Raw genomic sequence first — 15,225 nt, forward strand, 5'->3', positions numbered from 1 at the left:
GCCGCACCGCGCTCACAGCGCGTCGTCCGTCTCGATTTCGGAGATGCGCCGACTGTCGGTTCGAGCCGCCGCGCGAGATCGGGCCTTATCGTCCGAGAATATCGCTTCGGCTTCGAGACGCATGGCGTGGTGGCATTCGCATGCCGCCGCCGAGAGCCGCGAGCGGTCGATCTCGATCCGGCCTCGTTGATCGGATTTGATCGCGCCGCGCGTGCGCAGATTGCGCATCAGCAGCGTCACCGTCGTTCGTCGCACACCGAGGATTTGCGACAGCGCCTGCTGGGTCAGCGGGAGGACGTCGCTGTCGACGCGATCGCGAAGCTGGAGCAGCCAGCGCGCCATGCGGGCCTCGACCGGGTGCAGCGCATTGCAGGCGGAGCCGAGCTGGAACTGGATCAGCATCGACCTCATGTGCTTTTGCATCGCCTGCCGGATCGCGGGACTGCGGCCGAAGGCGGCATGAAAGCGCGGCGCGGAGATCCGCGAGGCGGTGCCCGCCGCACGAACCACTGCGGTAACACCCGACGGGGACGACCCGAGCACCGAAAGACTGCCCACCGCCCCTTCGCGCCCGACTACGCCGGTCGCAACCGTTTGCCCGTCCGCCATGTCGATCATCAGCGTGATCGCCCCGCTGTGAGGAAAGAAGACGTAGTCGATCTCGTCACCGGCTCGCGCCAGGACCGCATCCTGATCGAGCGCGACCGTCTCGAGCTCGGGACCCAGCAGATCGCGGTCCGCTGCCGGCAGTGTTGCAAGAAGGCGATTACCACTTCCGCCGGAAGCACTCACTAGCGGGGACCCGTAGTGAAGCGACACGCAACCAACTCACTCAGACACGCTCTCAAAAACAAACTCCAAACGCTTGACCGCAAGGCGGAATTTTCTGCAGGCAGTACTCCGGGAAGTTAGATGCAAATGCGCCGCCGGACGCAACAGCAAAATGCGCATGGTCGGACCGTAGAACTGCGGAACCCAAAAGTTCCAATTTCCGCGCGCGGAGAATGATGCCTTCGATTCCGCTGCGTCAGGCAGCCAGCTGGCGAAATACGTGCAGGAGTCGTTCAACGATCTGAAGGCCGAGCTCGAGCGTAGTCTGCGGCTTAGCGAACGGAGTTATTGAAACGCGACTTCGGCAAAGCTCCTCAGCTTGCGCGAATGCAGCCGCTCGGACTCCTGGTCCTTCAGCCTTTCGAGCGCCTTCAGGCCGATCTGTAGATGCTGGCCGACGCGCTGGCGATAGAACTCGCTCGCCATGCCCGCCAGCTTGATCTCGCCGTGCAGCGGTTTGTCGGAAACGCACAGCAGCGTGCCGTAGGGCACGCGGAAGCGATAGCCATTGGCGGCGATCGTCGCCGATTCCATGTCGAGCGCGATGGAGCGCGATTGCGACATCCGCCGGATCACCTGCGGGCCGCTGATTTCCCAATTGCGATTGTCGACACTCGCGACCGTGCCGGTGCGCATCAGGCGCTTCAACTCGAAGCCGGAGAGCCCGGTGACCTCGCCGACCGCCTCCTCCAGCGCGACCTGCATCTCCGCAAGCGCGGGGATCGGCACCCAGAGCGGCAGCTCGTGATCGAGCACGTGATCCTCACGGACATAGCCATGGGCCAGCACGTAATCGCCGAGCCGCTGCGTGTTGCGTAAGCCGGCGCAATGCCCGATCATCAGCCAGGCATGCGGCCGCAGCACCGCGACGTGATCGGTGATGTTGCGGGCGTTCGATGGACCGATCCCGATATTGATCAGAGTGATGCCGCGATAGCCGGGCTCGACGAGATGAAACGCCGGCATCTGCGGGACGCGATCCGAGGCCGTCCCGCTCACGCCGCCGCCTGCCAGCGCATTGCGCGTGATCACATTGCCGGGCGCGACGAACGCCTCGAGGCCTTCCTCACCTGATGCGAGACGCTGCAGGCTCGATTGCGCGAAGGCGTCGACATAAAACTGGTAGTTGGTGAAGATCACGAAATTCTGGAAATGCTCGGGATCGGTGCCGGTGTAGTGATAGAGCCGGCGCAAGGAGTAATCGACGCGCGCGGCACGGAACAGGGCCAGCGGCTCTGGCGTGCCCGGCGTTAGTTCAAACGTCCCGTCGGCGATCGCATCGTCCATCGCCGCAAGGTCGGGCGTATCGAACACGTCGCGCAGCGACCTTGTGAACGCCGAACTGTCGGCGATGGTCAGCGCCGCCTCGATATTGATGTCGCGCCGGTAGGCGAAATGGATCGGAATCGGCTCGTTGGACTCGCCGATCTCGACCGCCACGCCATGGTTCTTGATCAGGAGCCCGATCTGCTCGGTGAGATAGGTCCGGAAAAGGTCCGGCCGCGTGATGCTGGTCTCGTGGACGCCAGGTCCCGCGACAAAACCGTAGGCGAGACGGGAATCGAGCCGGGCATGCGACGAGGTCGTGATGCGGACGAAGGGGTAATGCGCCCGCACCCGCGTCGTGCACGGCACACCGTTGACATAGGCCTCGAAGCGACTGCGCAGGAATCCGGTGTTGCGCTCATAGATCTCTTCGAGACGGGCAACCGCCGCGCCAGCATCGACGAACGCTTCGGTCGCGATCGGCGGTGGGGTTTCGATGGGGGGTGTCGGAGACATGTTCGCTTTGCACCGGATCCGTTGCCGAGCTTGGACTCGCCCTGGATCAGCGCAGTATAGCGACAATGGCCTCCAGTTCCAGATCGGCGCCGGTCGCGCCGAATCGCCCTATCCTGTCTGGCGCGGCGGCAGCGCGCAGATCTCGGACCGGGTCAGGAACCGGCGTTCGCGGCCATTGTCGAGCGAGAACATGCCGCCGCGGCCGGGAACGACGTCGATGATCAGATCGGTGTGCTTCCAGACCTCGTATTGCGCGCCGCTGATGTAGAACGGCGCCCCGCCGATCTCGCCGAGCTTGACGTCATAATCGCCGATCAGGAAGTCACCTTGCGGATAGCACATCGGCGACGAACCGTCGCAGCAGCCGCCCGATTGGTGAAACAGCACCGGCCCATGATCGGCGACGATCTCGGCAATCAGCGCCAGCGCAGCCGGCGTCGCGGTCACCTTGTCAGCCATCTCGGCCTCCGTCATGGAGCTTCGGCGGGACACCCCGCCGAAGCCTGTGGTCTTCATCCCCCTGAACGCGGGGGCGGCCGGAATATCAGAAGAAGCCGAGCTTCTTCGGGCTGTAGCTCACCAGCATGTTCTTGGTCTGCTGGTAGTGGTCGAGCATCATCTTGTGGTTCTCGCGGCCGACACCGGACTGCTTGTAGCCGCCGAACGCCGCATGCGCCGGATAAGCGTGGTAGCAGTTGGTCCAGACCCGGCCGGCCTGGATGGCCCGGCCGAACCGGTAGCAGCGATTGACGTCGCGGCTCCAGATGCCGGCACCGAGGCCGTAGAGCGTGTCGTTGGCGATCGAGAGCGCGTCTTCGTCATTCTTGAAGGTGGTCACGGACACCACGGGCCCGAAGATCTCCTCCTGGAAGATGCGCATCTTGTTGTGGCCCTTGAACACGGTCGGCTTGACATAGTAGCCGCCCGAGAGCCCGCCGCCGAGATTGTTGCGCTCGCCGCCGGCGAGCACCTCGGCGCCTTCCTTCTTGCCGATGTCGATGTAGGAGAGGATCTTCTCGAGCTGCTCGGAGGACGCCTGCGCGCCGATCATCGTGGTCGGATCGAGCGGGCTGCCCTGGGTGATCGCTTCGACGCGCTTCAGCGCGCGCTCCATGAAGCGGTCATAGATCGATTCGTGGATCAGCGCGCGGCTCGGACAAGTGCAAACCTCGCCCTGGTTGAGCGCGAACATCACGAAGCCTTCGACGGCCTTGTCGAAGAAATCATCGTCTTCCGCGCAGACGTCCTTGAAGAAGATGTTGGGCGATTTGCCGCCGAGTTCGAGCGTCACCGGGATCAGGTTCTGCGACGCGTATTGCATGATCAGCCGGCCGGTCGTAGTTTCGCCGGTGAAGGCGATCTTGGCGATCCGGTTCGACGAGGCGAGCGGCTTTCCGGCCTCGAGGCCGAAGCCGTTGACGACGTTCACCACGCCCTTGGGCAAGAGATCGCCGATCAGCTCGAGCCAGACCAGGATCGAGGCCGGCGTCTGCTCGGCCGGCTTGATGACCACGCAGTTGCCGGCGGCGAGCGCGGGCGCAAGCTTCCAGGTCGCCATCAGGATCGGAAAGTTCCAGGGAATGATCTGGCCGACCACGCCGAGCGGCTCGTGGAAGTGATAGGCGATCGTGTCGTGGTCGATCTCCGAGATCGAGCCTTCCTGTCCGCGGATCGCGCTGGCGAAATAACGGAAGTGATCGATCGCCAGCGGCATGTCGGCGGCCATCGTCTCGCGGATCGGCTTGCCGTTGTCCCAGGTCTCGGCGGTGGCGAGCTTTTCGAGATTGGCCTCCATCCGGTCGGCGATCCTGTTGAGGATCAGCGAGCGCTCGGCGACGCTGGTCTTGCCCCAGGCGTCCTTGGCTGCGTGTGCGGCATCGAGCGCGGCCTCGATATCCGACGCGTCGGAGCGCGGGATCTCGCAGACCGGAAGGCCGGTCACCGGCGAGATGTTCTCAAAATACTTTCCGGAGCGGGGTTCACGCCATTCGCCGCCGATGAAATTGCCGTAGCGCTTGGCGAACGGCGCCTTGAGCACGGACTGCATGTCAACCTTGTTCATGTGTTCCTCCGTTGGCACGCCGATGCACACGGCGTTGGCCGGGACGCTCGGTCAAATCAGGCAGACAGAACAGGGGCCCGCCCCAAGGGCCGCAGGGGAACTGTCGCAAATCTGAGACAGAGTGCGCCGCAAATTGGCACAGGCGCGGCAACGCTCCGGGCGCTGGTTCTGAGCCTTCGGGTATGCTCTAGCGATGCAAGCCGAGCTGCTTCAGCTTGCGGTGCAACGTGGCGCGGGACATGTCGAGATCCTTGGCGGCCTTCGACACATTGCCGCCGGCGCGCGCCAGCGCGCGCTGCAACGCTGCGCGTTCCGCGGCAGCCAGGCCGCCGTCGTCGCGCGTCTCGCCGATCAGATCGGCCGCCGGCAACGGCCGCGCCAGCGACGCCGCATTGAGGCCAAGCGCACGGCGCGCGGCGCGCGTTGCACCGATCACGAGATCGTCGCGATCGACCGCGAGCAGCGAGTTGACGGCGCGCTCGCTACGCGGTGTCAGCAGAATTCGCGCATCGGGAAACGCCCGGCGAAAATTCTCGGCTTCGATCGCGCGCGCGGCGTCCGTCACCGTTGTCGCAATCAGCCGGGAAAATCCGTCGGTCAGGTCTGCGCGGCAGGACGACACATCAAGCGCCGCGGCAAGCTCGCCATGCTCGTCGAAGATCGGCGCGGTGGTGCAGAACAGTCCGGAATTGCGCGTGAAGAAGTGCTGCTCGCGGTCGATCGACAGCGGGCGCTTCTCGACGATGCAGGTGCCGATGCCGTTGGTCCCCTCGTACTTCTCGCTCCAGACCGCACCGGTCCAGAGCCCCCAGGCGTCGAACGTCGCATCATCGGCGCCCGCGCCGCGCCGGTCGACGACGACGCCGTCGCGGTCCGCCAGCAGCACCGAACAGCCGACCCCGCCCACGGCAAGGAACAGCCGGTCCAGCGTGCTCTGGGCGACTTTCAGGAATTCGCCAAGGCGTTGCTGTGCAGCGGCGATGTCAGCCTGGCCGAGACGATGGGAAGGCAGGCGGCTCGCCGGATCGAGCGCATGCAGATGGCCGGAACGACGCCACGACGCCGACAGGTCGGATGGCGCCCCGCCTCCGGCCAGCACGTCGAGAACCTTGTCCGTGTGCATGACGCCTGGCGACCGGCTCATGCTTCCCTCCCCTGCTCCGCGGGTTCTGTGACCCTCGGGAGCGCGGCGCTGTTGGCCCTGGCACCCTTGTATTTCGCAGGATATAGCGCCCCCAACAGCCTTTCAAGGGATGGCCACCGCGACCTTCGGACAGGTACGGGGGCTGCATCGCTCGTTCACGCCGTGGGGGCAGCGCCCCCAGCAGGACGGCGCTTACTGAACCCTCGCCAAGACCGCGAGGCGGCGGATGCCCTTGTTACGGTAGGCATCGAGGAACGCGTAATAGTCCTTGAACGAGACGCAACCGTTGGAGTCGCCGTTCGGGCCGAGCATGAAGGTGTGCGCGAGCAGGCCGTCGCGGTTGAAGATCTTGCCTTCGCCGCCGATCGGATTGAGCCGCAGCGCCGGCACGCCGTGGAACAGCGCCTCGCGCGGCTTGAGCTCGTAGATGTGCGGCGGCGTCACGCCGACCATCTTCATATGCGAGGACCTGGGATCGTCGAGCCGGGAGCCGAGGCCGGAATGCGCCTCGAGCCGCGTGCCGTCCGGCAAATACACGGTCTTGGCCGAGATGTCGTAGACCGCGGTCTGGCGGTCATAGGGCGGCGAGCCGCCGAGCATCGGGCTCTGGTCCAGCGTCGAGGGGATGCTGCCGGTGACATTGGCATCGGCGGAAGCGAAGGAGAGCAGCCCGCCGCTCGACTCGCGCTTGCCCCACAGCTTCTCGACCATGGTCTGCCGCTCGCTCGATGCGATCGACAGCACTGCGGCCTTGGCGCGCGCGGCCATGTCACGGACGCCACCGGATTTGGTCGCCTGCTTCGCCTCGGGCGCCTTCTCAATTCCCTTGGGCTCAACCGTCGCAGCGGGATCGTTGAGCGCCACCTTCAGATTGGCGGCGGCTTGCTTCTTGGCGGTCTCGACCGATTTCGGCGCCGGCAACGGCTTCGATGTCTCGGCGAGTTCCGCCGTCGCCACCGCCCTCGCCGCTACGGCGACCTTGGGTTCAGCGGCCTGCTTGATCGGATCGATCTGCGGTGCGGCGTCGGCCACGACGCTGGACGCGACGCCCTCGGGCGCGGCGGCCGCAAACCGATCGTTAAACATAAGTGACGGTGTCGGGGCTTCCGACTTCGCGACCTCGGTCTTTGCGGCCGCTGCCGGCGCAGGCGTCAAGGACGCGAACACCTCGTTGAACGCGGGTGCGGGCCGCGCGGCGACCGCAACGGGCCGCTTCACCACCGGCGCGTCAAACGACGCATTGCCGACTGACGGATAGACGCTCGCCGCAAAGATGTTGGCATAGACGGTCCAGGCGCAGCCAAGCACCAGCCCCGCCACCGCGGCGCTGCCGAGGAAATGCTGTGGGAGGATTTTTCGGGAGGAATTCTTGCGGCTTGGCGCCCCAAGAACATACGCACTCGCACTCGTACCCATACGCCCGGCGCTCAAAACAGGTCCACCTTTGTCCCTCACTCGACGCATCGTCGAACGGTGTTCGGCTCAACGTCGCGCGGGGGCACAGACGGCCATTAAGGCGACTTTTAGTTAAATGCGACTTAACCGGATGCGATCCCCTGCAACGCGGGAAGTGCCTCTGGCGTAGGGCTTTTTTAAGATGGCATTGGACCGCCAAAACGGCTTTTTTGTCCCATGATGGAACATTCCGGCACGCGGTTCCGCTACCGCATGCCGAGATAAATCCTAGGGAGAATTTCCTTGCCGATCGCCCCGTAATCGAGCGGGGATCGAGCAAAAACCATCTCTCAATAGCTGAGCTTCGGATACCAGTCCGCGCCGCGCCCCTCGCGCGTGGTGTCGAGCACGGTCCAGAGCGGATCCATGTCCGGCGCGCCGCGCGGGTCCTGGCCGGGGTCGACCGTGCCGGCTCCCATTTCGCCTGCCCAGAAATGTCGGATCACGCCGCTCTGGCGCGCGAAGACATTGTAGCCGGGCACGTCGCTGTCATCCTCGCTGACATAGTCGCGCGTGTAATCGCCCGACGCATCCGAATAGACCTTGTGACGCGTCCAGCCGCGCGCCTTCTTCGCCTCGATCAGCCGCGCGATCGGCGAGCGCGCCACGAACACGAACGACACGCGCTGCTCGATATCGGGCAGCTTCTCCTCCCATGTGCCCATGAACGATGTGCACATCGGACACGGCTTCTCGCGCTGCGGGCCGAACATGTAGCTGTAGATGATGAGCGTCTGCTTGTTGCCGAACAGATCGGCGAGCGAGGCCGCGCCGGACTCGCCCGTGAACTCATAGGGCCTGGTCACCTCGCCACCCGGCGGCAAGGCGCGGCGTAACTCGGCGACGCGCGCGATGTGCCGGCGCAGCTCGATCTCCTCGACGAGCAGCGCCTGGCGCGCCCGACGATATTCGGCGCTCTCATTGGGAAAGCGCCTGGCATTGGTGCTGGCAAGTTCGGCGGCGGGCTTGAGGACCGAACTGGTCATGTTGGAACCTCGCGTGGTTGACGGGCTCCCTGGAAGACGAGCCGGAACCGGACGATCCGACATCAACGGCGACGGTATTATTGCAGTTCCGGCGGCGGCGAACGGTCGAAGACCTCGCCCTTGGCGCCATCAAGCAGATCAAGCGCGTAATTCTCGATCACCAGCGGTCCGCGCATGCGTTTGGCCTCGGCCACCGTTTCGACATGAGCGAAATTGTCGCGCACCGAGGCCGGCATCGGCTGCTCGACCTCGTGCACATACAACAGCTTGCCGGCCAGCTGCGCCGGGCTCGGCTCGGGCATATTGACCCAGCGAATGCGCTGGCCCTGCTGTGCGACGCAGGTGCCCTTGGGGAGATAGAAGGCCAGCCAGCCGGTGGTGCCGTAATCCGGCGACAGCACGCAGCTCGCGCCGGACCGCGCGCGCACCGCCTCGATCTCGCCCGCGAGCTCCTGCCAGCCGACGCCGACGCTGCGCACGGTGGCGTCGCGGCGGTAGCCCGAGAGCATGCCGGTGTTGGCCTGCACGATCAGCAGCGCGAACAGCACGACGCCGGTGGGCGCGGCCCAACGGCGGCAGAAATCGATCGTGCGTTGCTCGCGCGGCGCCCACTGCACCTGGATCGCCGCGACCGCGGCCGCTACCGCAAAGGCCGGATAGACCGGCGCGAACCAGTTGGCCTCGACCCGCGCATGCAGCGCGTGCCAGGTGAAGTAGACCACGATGGTCCAGAACATCGTGTTGACCAGCACGCGCGCGGGCATCGCGCCGGCGCGGCGCCGGTAGAGCGCGTAGAGGCCCATCACACCGAGGATGAAGACCAACGGCGTCGCGAACGCAAACTGCGTCGGGATCAGCTCGGCGATGTAGTTCGGCCGGAAGTCCTCGATCCGGGCGCGGCCCATCTGCTTGATGAACGACACCCATTGGTGATCGGCATTCCAGAGGATGACCGGCGCAAACAGGCCGGCCGCAACCAGGCCGCCGAGATAGAGCCAAGGCGAGAGATACCAGCGCCGCAGCTTCGGCACCATCGCAAGCCAGATCAGGATCGCGGGTCCAAAGAACAGCGCCGTGTATTTCGACAGCAGCGCCAGGCCTGCGCTGACGCCGACCGCGAGCCACCAGGCGCCGCGGCCGCTCTCCAGCACCTTTGCGAGCGAATACAGCAGGAAGCTCGCCGCAACCAGCAGCGGCGCATCCGGCGTCACGATCAGCGTGCCGACGGCGGCCATCAGCGTGACATTGAGCAGGATGGTTGCACTCGCGGCGATGCGCTGACCACCGAACAGGATTTCGGCCGCCCGATAGATTGCCCAGCTCATCGGCAACGCGAGCAGGATCGACACCAGCCGCACGCCGAACGGCGTATCGCCCGCGATCATGGTGCCAAGCCGGATCACGATCGCCACCATCGGCGGATGGTCGTAATAGCCGCCGGCAAGCGCCTTCGACCACATCCAGTAATAGGCTTCGTCGAAGGTCAGCGGCGTCCATGCAGCGGCGGCCAGCCGCAACACGACCAGCGCGCACACCGCAAGAGCGGCGTTCCGGGCCAGCCGCGCCTCGCTCGCGTTCATGCCACCGTCATCGCTTGCGCCAGACGAACAACCCGGACATCGCGTAGTTCCACACCACGCCCATCAGCGCGCCGGCCGCGCCCGCAAGCCACCAGATCGGCTCCTGGTCGTACACCGAGAACGCGACGCCGACATTGGCAAGCAGGCCGACGCTGCAGACCAGATAGAACAGCAGCAGGCCGCGCAGGATGCCAAAGCCCTTCAGCCGCTGGTCGCGATAGGTCAGGAAATTGTTGAGGATGAAGTTGCTGGTCATGGCGACGATCGCACCGGCGGCCTGGGCCTCCGGGAACGGCGCCTTGAACAATTCCAGCGCGATGAACAGCACGCTGAGATGCACCAGCAGGCCGAGCCCGCCGACCGCTGCGAACAGAATGAAGCGCAGCGAGATCACGTCGTTGGTCAGCTTCGCGAGCACCAGACCAAGGAAGTCGAGCGCGACCATCGAGTCAAGCTTGCTCTCGCCATGCTGGCGGGCACCGAAGGTGTAGGGAATCTCGACCGCGCGCAGCTTGCCTTCCGCCGTCGCCACGACATCGAGCAGGATCTTGAAGCCCTGGGTCGACAGCTGCGGCGCGAGCTGCTCGAAACGGTCGCGGCGGATCATGAAGAAGCCGCTCATGGGGTCGGCGATCTCGACCTTCAACGAGCGGCGCGCGATCTCGGTGGCAAAGGCGCTGGCGCCGGCGCGCTGCTTGTTGAAGCCTTCGGTCTTGTAGCCCTCGATATAGCGGCTGCCGACCACGAGTTCGGCCTCGCCGCTCTGCAGCAGCGCGACCATCTTCGGGAGCTGGGTTTCGTCATGCTGGAGATCGGCGTCCATGACCGCGGCATAGGGCGCGCTCGACGCCAGGATGCCCTCGATGCAGGCGCCGGACAGGCCGCGCCGGCCGATCCGGCGGATGCAGCGCACGCGGGAATCCTTCCGCGCCAGGGCGCGCACCACGTCCCAGGTACCGTCGGGCGAATTGTCATCGACGAAGATGACCTCCCAGGACACGTCCTTCAGGGTCGCGTCGAGCCGGCGGTACAGCACCGTGACATTGTCGCGTTCGTTGAAGGTCGGGACGACCACCGAAAGCTGAGGCAAACTTGCTGCCTGCGAGGAGGTTTCGGGGGCGAGCTTGATAGCGTCATTCATGAGCGCAGCGTATAGCCGCAGCCTCCCCCGCTGCCAAGGCGGGCCGGCCCAAACGCCGTCTCGGAAAACGGGAAAACGGGGCAAAATACCCCGAAAATGCCAACGACCACGAACAAGGGGCGCGCGTACATCCGGCGCAGCCAACAATGTCGTGGTCGTCCCAGCGCCGGAGCCCCTAAGCTGCAACGTCGCCGTTGGAGGCTAGATGGGAAGGCCTCAGGCGGTCCGCAAGGGGCCGGTGGCGCTAGTTGTTGGGGACTTCCCGGATCACCGGGCCGCGTGGCACCGGGGCCGCCGGCGCGGCTTCGGTGGCGGGAGCCGCCTGCACTGCTGCGGGCTGGGTCGGGTTACGCAGCTGGCTCGGCGACGGCCCGTAGATGAACGCCGCCGCGAGCGCGACGGCTGCGACCACTGCGCCCAAGAAGCCTGCCGTCGATTGTGATCTCATGCCGATCATCCCCTTGCCTGCGCGGATTGATATCAAAAATCGGCCGGCCGCAACAGGATTCGGGAACCTATTTCGCCGCGGCTCTGCGCCGGGTGAAGGCGGTCACGATGTCCTTCTGCGCCAGCTCGATCGCGCGGTTGGCGGTGGTCAGATTGGCGTCTGCATCCTGCTTTGGAAACTGCAGCGACAGGAAGTCGATCAGCGACACCCGGAAGTTCTGTCGCTCCGAGGGACAGACATTGGCGATCAGCGAGCTGAACTCCTGGTCGGACAGCGTCTTGTTGCTGTCGCGGGGATATTCGCGGGCGAGACAATTCCAGTAGGCGTCGCGACCGGTGATCGCGAGCTTGTGCGCATCGTCGACCTCGTCGGCCATTGCAGCGGACGATATGGCAGCGGAGGACGTGATCAGAAGGGCGGCCGCAACCAGCATGCGCATGTGTTGTTCTCCATTTTGGCGCATCGTAGCGAAGAGCGAGAGCGACGATAAGCACCGCCGCGCCAATCTGGCAAACTGGCCAATCACGATTATTTTGACTACTCTCGATCCCCGTTCCCCCTCCTCGCGATGAGTGCAGTCGTGGCCAAAGCTCCCACCAAGGCGACCAAGACAGACGCAGGCAACATCTATATCGGCATCGGCGGCTGGACCTTCGAACCGTGGCGCGGGGTGTTCTATCCCGAGAAGCTCACGCAGGCGAAGGAGCTGTCCTACGCCGCCTCCAAGCTGACCTCGATCGAGATCAACGGCACCTATTACGGCTCGCAGAAGCCGGAGAGCTTTCGCAAATGGGCGAGCGAGGTGCCCGACGGCTTCATCTTCTCGCTGAAGGGGCCGCGCTTCGCCACCAACCGCCGCGTGCTCGCCGAGGCCGGCGATTCGGTGAAGCGGTTCTATGATTCGGGCGTGCTGGAGCTGAAGGACCGGCTCGGCCCGGTGCTCTGGCAGTTTGCGCCGACCAAGAAGTTCGACGGCGCCGATTTCGGCAAGTTCCTCGAACTGTTGCCGCGCAAGCTCGACGGACGCGCGCTGCGCCATGTCGTCGAAGTGCGCCACGACAGTTTTTGCGTGCCCGAATTCATCGCCCTCATTCGCGAGCACGAGGTGCCGGTGGTATTCGCCGAGCACGGCAAATATCCGGCGATCGCCGACGTCGCCAGCGACTTCGTCTATGCCCGGCTACAGAAGGGCAATGACGAACTGAAGACCTGCTATCCGCCGAAGCAGCTCGACGCCTGGGCCAAGCGATTTCAGGACTGGGCCGGCGGCAGCGAGCCGGACGATCTGCCGCGGGTCGACAAATCAGCGCCGAAGAAGACGCCGCGCGACGTGTTCGCTTACGTGATCCATGAGGGCAAGATCCGCGCGCCCGCGGGCGCGATGGAATTGATCGAACGGGTGAAGTGAGGGAGAACCGATGGCGAAGGCGAAAGAGCTGTTCACCATCGGCTACGAGCAGACGCCGTCCAAGGCCGTGCTCGACGAACTCGAGCATGCCGGCGTCAAGCTGCTGGTCGACGTTCGCGCGGTGGCCTCGTCGCGCCGTCCCGGCTTCTCCAAGAGCCAGCTCGCCGCGGGCCTCGACGAGCGCGGCATCGGCTACGTCCACCTCCGCGGCCTCGGCACCCCGAAGAGCGGCCGGGAGGCGGCGCGCAGCGGGCAATATGCGCTGCTGCACAAGATCTATTCGGCGCACCTCAAGACGGTGCAGGCCAAGGAGCAGCTCGACGAGCTGTCGGCGCTGGTCAAGAAGTCCGGGCCGGTCTGCATCCTCTGCTACGAGCGCGACCACGAACATTGTCACCGCCGCTGGATCGCCGAGATCATCGAGGAGCGCGACGGCGTCAAGATCGAGAACCTGGCAGCGCCGCAAGTTTAGCCTTTCCCCTCCAGGCGCAACGTCCCCTCCATCATCTGCACACAGGCCCCGCCGACATGCGCCGATACGATTGCGCCATCCTGCTTGCGCACGCGGGTCAGCAGCAGGCTCGGCCGGCCCATGTCAAAACCCTGACCGACCGTCAGCTTCAGGGTGCCGCCGCGCAACGAATCGAGCGCGGCAAGCAGCGCGGCCGCGGCAACCGTGGCGCTGCCCGTGGCCGGGTCCTCGATCAGGCCGCTTGATCCCGGAAAGAACATCCGTGCCTGCAGATCGCAAGGCGCCTCCGCGGCGGGGACGTCGCGCGTGTAGAAGTACGCGGAGAATGCTCCGTCACGCGGGAAGAAGCGGCCGAACGCCGCCGCATCCGGTTTTGTCCGCCGCACCGCATCGCGCGATGCGACTTCAAAGACCAGGAACGGCGTTCCGACGCCGACCACCTGCGGTGCCTGGCGATCCGTCCTGACGTCGTCTGCCGTGAGCGAGAACAGGCTCGCGACCTCGGCGGCGGAGAACTGCGACAGGCGCGACAGCGGCTGCGGCGCGGTCAGTTCAGTGGCAACGACCCTGCCGCCCTCCCGGGCGATATCGACCGGGACCAACCCCGCCTTCTCCTCGAAGATCAGGCGTGGCTTCGGCTCCTTCGCAAGCTGTGCCAGCACGAAGGCGGTGCCGACATTGGGATGCCCGGCAAACGGCAGTTCTCTGACCGGCGTGAAGATGCGAACCTGGGCGTCGTTGGCCTTGTCCTGCGGCGGCAGCACGAAGGTCGTCTCGGAATAGTTGAACTCGGTCGCGATCGCCTGCATCTGCGCGGTCGACAGCCCTTCGGCGTCGAGCACCACGGCGAGCGGATTGCCGCCGAAGGCGTGGTCAGTGAAAACGTCGACGGTGATATAGCGGCGCTGCATCTTGCGTGTCCTTGTGCCGGTCATTCCGATGGCGTCATCGTAGCACAGCAGCAATGACGCCTTTCAGAGCGCTCGGTACAATCGCGCGAGCTAAAAGCGAAACAGCTCGCGCGGCGATGCGAGCACGCGGGCGCGCTCATCGGCATCGGTGATAAGCTCGTCGAGGAATTTGCGATTCTTCCCGTAGCTCTGCGTCGCCTCGAATTGCGTGTGCGGCCAGTCGCTGCCCCACAGCAGCCGGTCGACGCCGTAGGCATTGCGCAGCAGCGGATAGGCCTGCTTCGTGAACGCCTCACCGGCCGCGCCGTTGCGATAGGGCGCCGAAATCTTGACCCAGACATTGCGCGTCGCGCCCAGCTTGAGGACCGACCGGAATCCGGGATCGTCGATGCCGAGCTTTGGATCGGGCAAAGCGAAATGATCAAGCACGACTTTCACGCCCTGGTCGAGCAGCGTTGGCACGAGCGTCGCGAGATCGCTGGCGTTGCGCTGGATCTCGACCTGCCAGTCGAGCGTCCTGATCTGTGCCAGCAGCGCCGTCCACTCCGGCGACGAAAGATCGGGCAGCTTCTGGCCGACCAGATTGAGACGGATGCCCGCCACCCCGGCGCGATCGAGCGCGCGTAGCTCGTCGGCTGCAACAGCAACGTCGACCACGGCGATGCCGCGCAGGCGGCCATTGGTCGCCTTCAGGCATTCGGCGAGATAGGAATTGTCGGTGCCGAGAAAGCTCGGCTGCACCAACACGCCATTGGTGATGCCGTTCTGGTCGAGCTGCTGCAGATAGAGCGCGAGCGGCGCGTCGTAGTCGGGCGCGTAGCGTCGGCCGGGCGCGAGCTTCAGCCCGCGATGGAAGACGTGAGCGTGGGTATCGATCGCGAGTTTCGGCACCTCAGCCCTCACCTTGCTCGTCAATCCGCCTGCCGACAGCACGGCAACCACTCCCGCGGCAAACCGGCGCCGCGTCAACCCATGTTCGTACGATGTCATGATCATTCCTCATCA

At 65.1% G+C, this 15,225-nt stretch carries 15 protein-coding genes; 2 read left to right on the forward strand and 13 right to left on the reverse strand.

Features of this window, described 5'->3' with window-relative positions:
• Window positions 1-12: 12 nt before the first annotated feature.
• The 11 genes from ACVIGB_RS13445 to ACVIGB_RS13495 form a co-directional block, all read right to left on the reverse strand.
• On the reverse strand, window positions 13-819 hold the full coding sequence (locus ACVIGB_RS13445) for a Crp/Fnr family transcriptional regulator (protein WP_456749146.1): 807 nt from the start codon (window positions 817-819) through the stop codon (window positions 13-15).
• Between the two features lie 297 nt (window positions 820-1,116).
• Entirely contained in the window at window positions 1,117-2,613 is a 1,497-nt protein-coding gene (locus tag ACVIGB_RS13450; RefSeq protein ID WP_456722327.1) for an AMP nucleosidase, read from the reverse strand.
• Window positions 2,614-2,721: 108 nt separating this feature from the next.
• Window positions 2,722-3,072 (reverse strand): DUF779 domain-containing protein, encoded by a 351-nt coding sequence (locus ACVIGB_RS13455; protein WP_092125767.1) that lies wholly within the window; start codon window positions 3,070-3,072, stop codon window positions 2,722-2,724.
• Between the two features lie 85 nt (window positions 3,073-3,157).
• Window positions 3,158-4,675, reverse strand: a complete 1,518-nt coding sequence (gene adh, locus ACVIGB_RS13460) for an aldehyde dehydrogenase (protein ID WP_456722326.1) — start codon at window positions 4,673-4,675, stop codon at window positions 3,158-3,160.
• A gap of 187 nt (window positions 4,676-4,862) precedes the next feature.
• Window positions 4,863-5,819: a GAF domain-containing protein gene (locus ACVIGB_RS13465; protein ID WP_456722325.1), complete on the reverse strand. Its 957-nt coding sequence runs from the start codon at window positions 5,817-5,819 to the stop codon at window positions 4,863-4,865.
• A 192-nt stretch (window positions 5,820-6,011) separates the two neighbouring features.
• On the reverse strand, window positions 6,012-7,235 hold the full coding sequence (locus ACVIGB_RS13470) for a DUF2778 domain-containing protein (protein ID WP_456722324.1): 1,224 nt from the start codon (window positions 7,233-7,235) through the stop codon (window positions 6,012-6,014).
• 329 nt (window positions 7,236-7,564) lie between these two features.
• Window positions 7,565-8,260 (reverse strand): DUF899 family protein, encoded by a 696-nt coding sequence (locus ACVIGB_RS13475; RefSeq protein WP_456722323.1) that lies wholly within the window; start codon window positions 8,258-8,260, stop codon window positions 7,565-7,567.
• A 77-nt stretch (window positions 8,261-8,337) separates the two neighbouring features.
• The gene (locus ACVIGB_RS13480) at window positions 8,338-9,840 is read right to left on the reverse strand and encodes a glycosyltransferase family 39 protein (RefSeq protein WP_456722322.1); all 1,503 of its coding nucleotides are present in this window, start codon (window positions 9,838-9,840) and stop codon (window positions 8,338-8,340) included.
• Between the two features lie 7 nt (window positions 9,841-9,847).
• Window positions 9,848-10,981: a glycosyltransferase gene (locus ACVIGB_RS13485; protein WP_456722321.1), complete on the reverse strand. Its 1,134-nt coding sequence runs from the start codon at window positions 10,979-10,981 to the stop codon at window positions 9,848-9,850.
• Between the two features lie 244 nt (window positions 10,982-11,225).
• Entirely contained in the window at window positions 11,226-11,429 is a 204-nt protein-coding gene (locus ACVIGB_RS13490; RefSeq protein WP_176530371.1) for a hypothetical protein, read from the reverse strand.
• A 67-nt stretch (window positions 11,430-11,496) separates the two neighbouring features.
• Window positions 11,497-11,868 carry a hypothetical protein gene (locus tag ACVIGB_RS13495; protein WP_092115248.1) on the reverse strand — a complete coding sequence of 124 codons (372 nt, stop codon included), beginning with the start codon at window positions 11,866-11,868 and terminating at the stop codon, window positions 11,497-11,499.
• 141 nt (window positions 11,869-12,009) lie between these two features.
• On the opposite strand from ACVIGB_RS13495, the gene ACVIGB_RS13500 reads away from it, so the two are divergent.
• Both ACVIGB_RS13500 and ACVIGB_RS13505 read left to right on the forward strand, forming a co-directional pair.
• The gene (locus ACVIGB_RS13500) at window positions 12,010-12,837 is read left to right on the forward strand and encodes a DUF72 domain-containing protein (protein ID WP_171947634.1); all 828 of its coding nucleotides are present in this window, start codon (window positions 12,010-12,012) and stop codon (window positions 12,835-12,837) included.
• Window positions 12,838-12,847: 10 nt separating this feature from the next.
• Window positions 12,848-13,309, forward strand: a complete 462-nt coding sequence (locus tag ACVIGB_RS13505) for a DUF488 domain-containing protein (protein ID WP_456722320.1) — start codon at window positions 12,848-12,850, stop codon at window positions 13,307-13,309.
• On the opposite strand, the gene ACVIGB_RS13510 is transcribed toward ACVIGB_RS13505, so the two are convergent.
• Complete coding sequence (locus tag ACVIGB_RS13510) at window positions 13,306-14,220, reverse strand: PhzF family phenazine biosynthesis protein (RefSeq protein ID WP_456722319.1); 915 nt, start codon at window positions 14,218-14,220, stop codon at window positions 13,306-13,308. The two genes, ACVIGB_RS13505 and ACVIGB_RS13510, sit on opposite strands and share 4 nt — an antisense overlap.
• Window positions 14,221-14,310: 90 nt before the next feature.
• Window positions 14,311-15,210, reverse strand: a complete 900-nt coding sequence (locus ACVIGB_RS13515; protein ID WP_456722318.1) for an amidohydrolase family protein — start codon at window positions 15,208-15,210, stop codon at window positions 14,311-14,313.
• Between the last annotated feature and the right edge of the window lie 15 nt (window positions 15,211-15,225).

The organism is Bradyrhizobium sp. USDA 4341 (genome assembly GCF_054063755.1).

Bases quoted from the DNA above. Each gene is read 5' to 3' on its own strand.
- ACVIGB_RS13450 (WP_456722327.1), bottom strand. From the start codon at position 2,613: ATGTCTCCGACACCCCCCATCGAAACCCCACCGCCGATCGCGACCGAA.
- ACVIGB_RS13455 (WP_092125767.1), bottom strand. From the start codon at position 3,072: ATGGCTGACAAGGTGACCGCGACGCCGGCTGCGCTGGCGCTGATTGCC.
- adh (WP_456722326.1), bottom strand. From the start codon at position 4,675: ATGAACAAGGTTGACATGCAGTCCGTGCTCAAGGCGCCGTTCGCCAAG.
- ACVIGB_RS13465 (WP_456722325.1), bottom strand. From the start codon at position 5,819: ATGAGCCGGTCGCCAGGCGTCATGCACACGGACAAGGTTCTCGACGTG.
- ACVIGB_RS13470 (WP_456722324.1), bottom strand. From the start codon at position 7,235: ATGGGTACGAGTGCGAGTGCGTATGTTCTTGGGGCGCCAAGCCGCAAG.
- ACVIGB_RS13475 (WP_456722323.1), bottom strand. From the start codon at position 8,260: ATGACCAGTTCGGTCCTCAAGCCCGCCGCCGAACTTGCCAGCACCAAT.
- ACVIGB_RS13480 (WP_456722322.1), bottom strand. From the start codon at position 9,840: ATGAACGCGAGCGAGGCGCGGCTGGCCCGGAACGCCGCTCTTGCGGTG.
- ACVIGB_RS13485 (WP_456722321.1), bottom strand. From the start codon at position 10,981: ATGAATGACGCTATCAAGCTCGCCCCCGAAACCTCCTCGCAGGCAGCA.
- ACVIGB_RS13490 (WP_176530371.1), bottom strand. From the start codon at position 11,429: ATGAGATCACAATCGACGGCAGGCTTCTTGGGCGCAGTGGTCGCAGCC.
- ACVIGB_RS13495 (WP_092115248.1), bottom strand. From the start codon at position 11,868: ATGCGCATGCTGGTTGCGGCCGCCCTTCTGATCACGTCCTCCGCTGCC.
- ACVIGB_RS13505 (WP_456722320.1), top strand. From the start codon at position 12,848: ATGGCGAAGGCGAAAGAGCTGTTCACCATCGGCTACGAGCAGACGCCG.
- ACVIGB_RS13510 (WP_456722319.1), bottom strand. From the start codon at position 14,220: ATGCAGCGCCGCTATATCACCGTCGACGTTTTCACTGACCACGCCTTC.
- ACVIGB_RS13515 (WP_456722318.1), bottom strand. From the start codon at position 15,210: ATGACATCGTACGAACATGGGTTGACGCGGCGCCGGTTTGCCGCGGGA.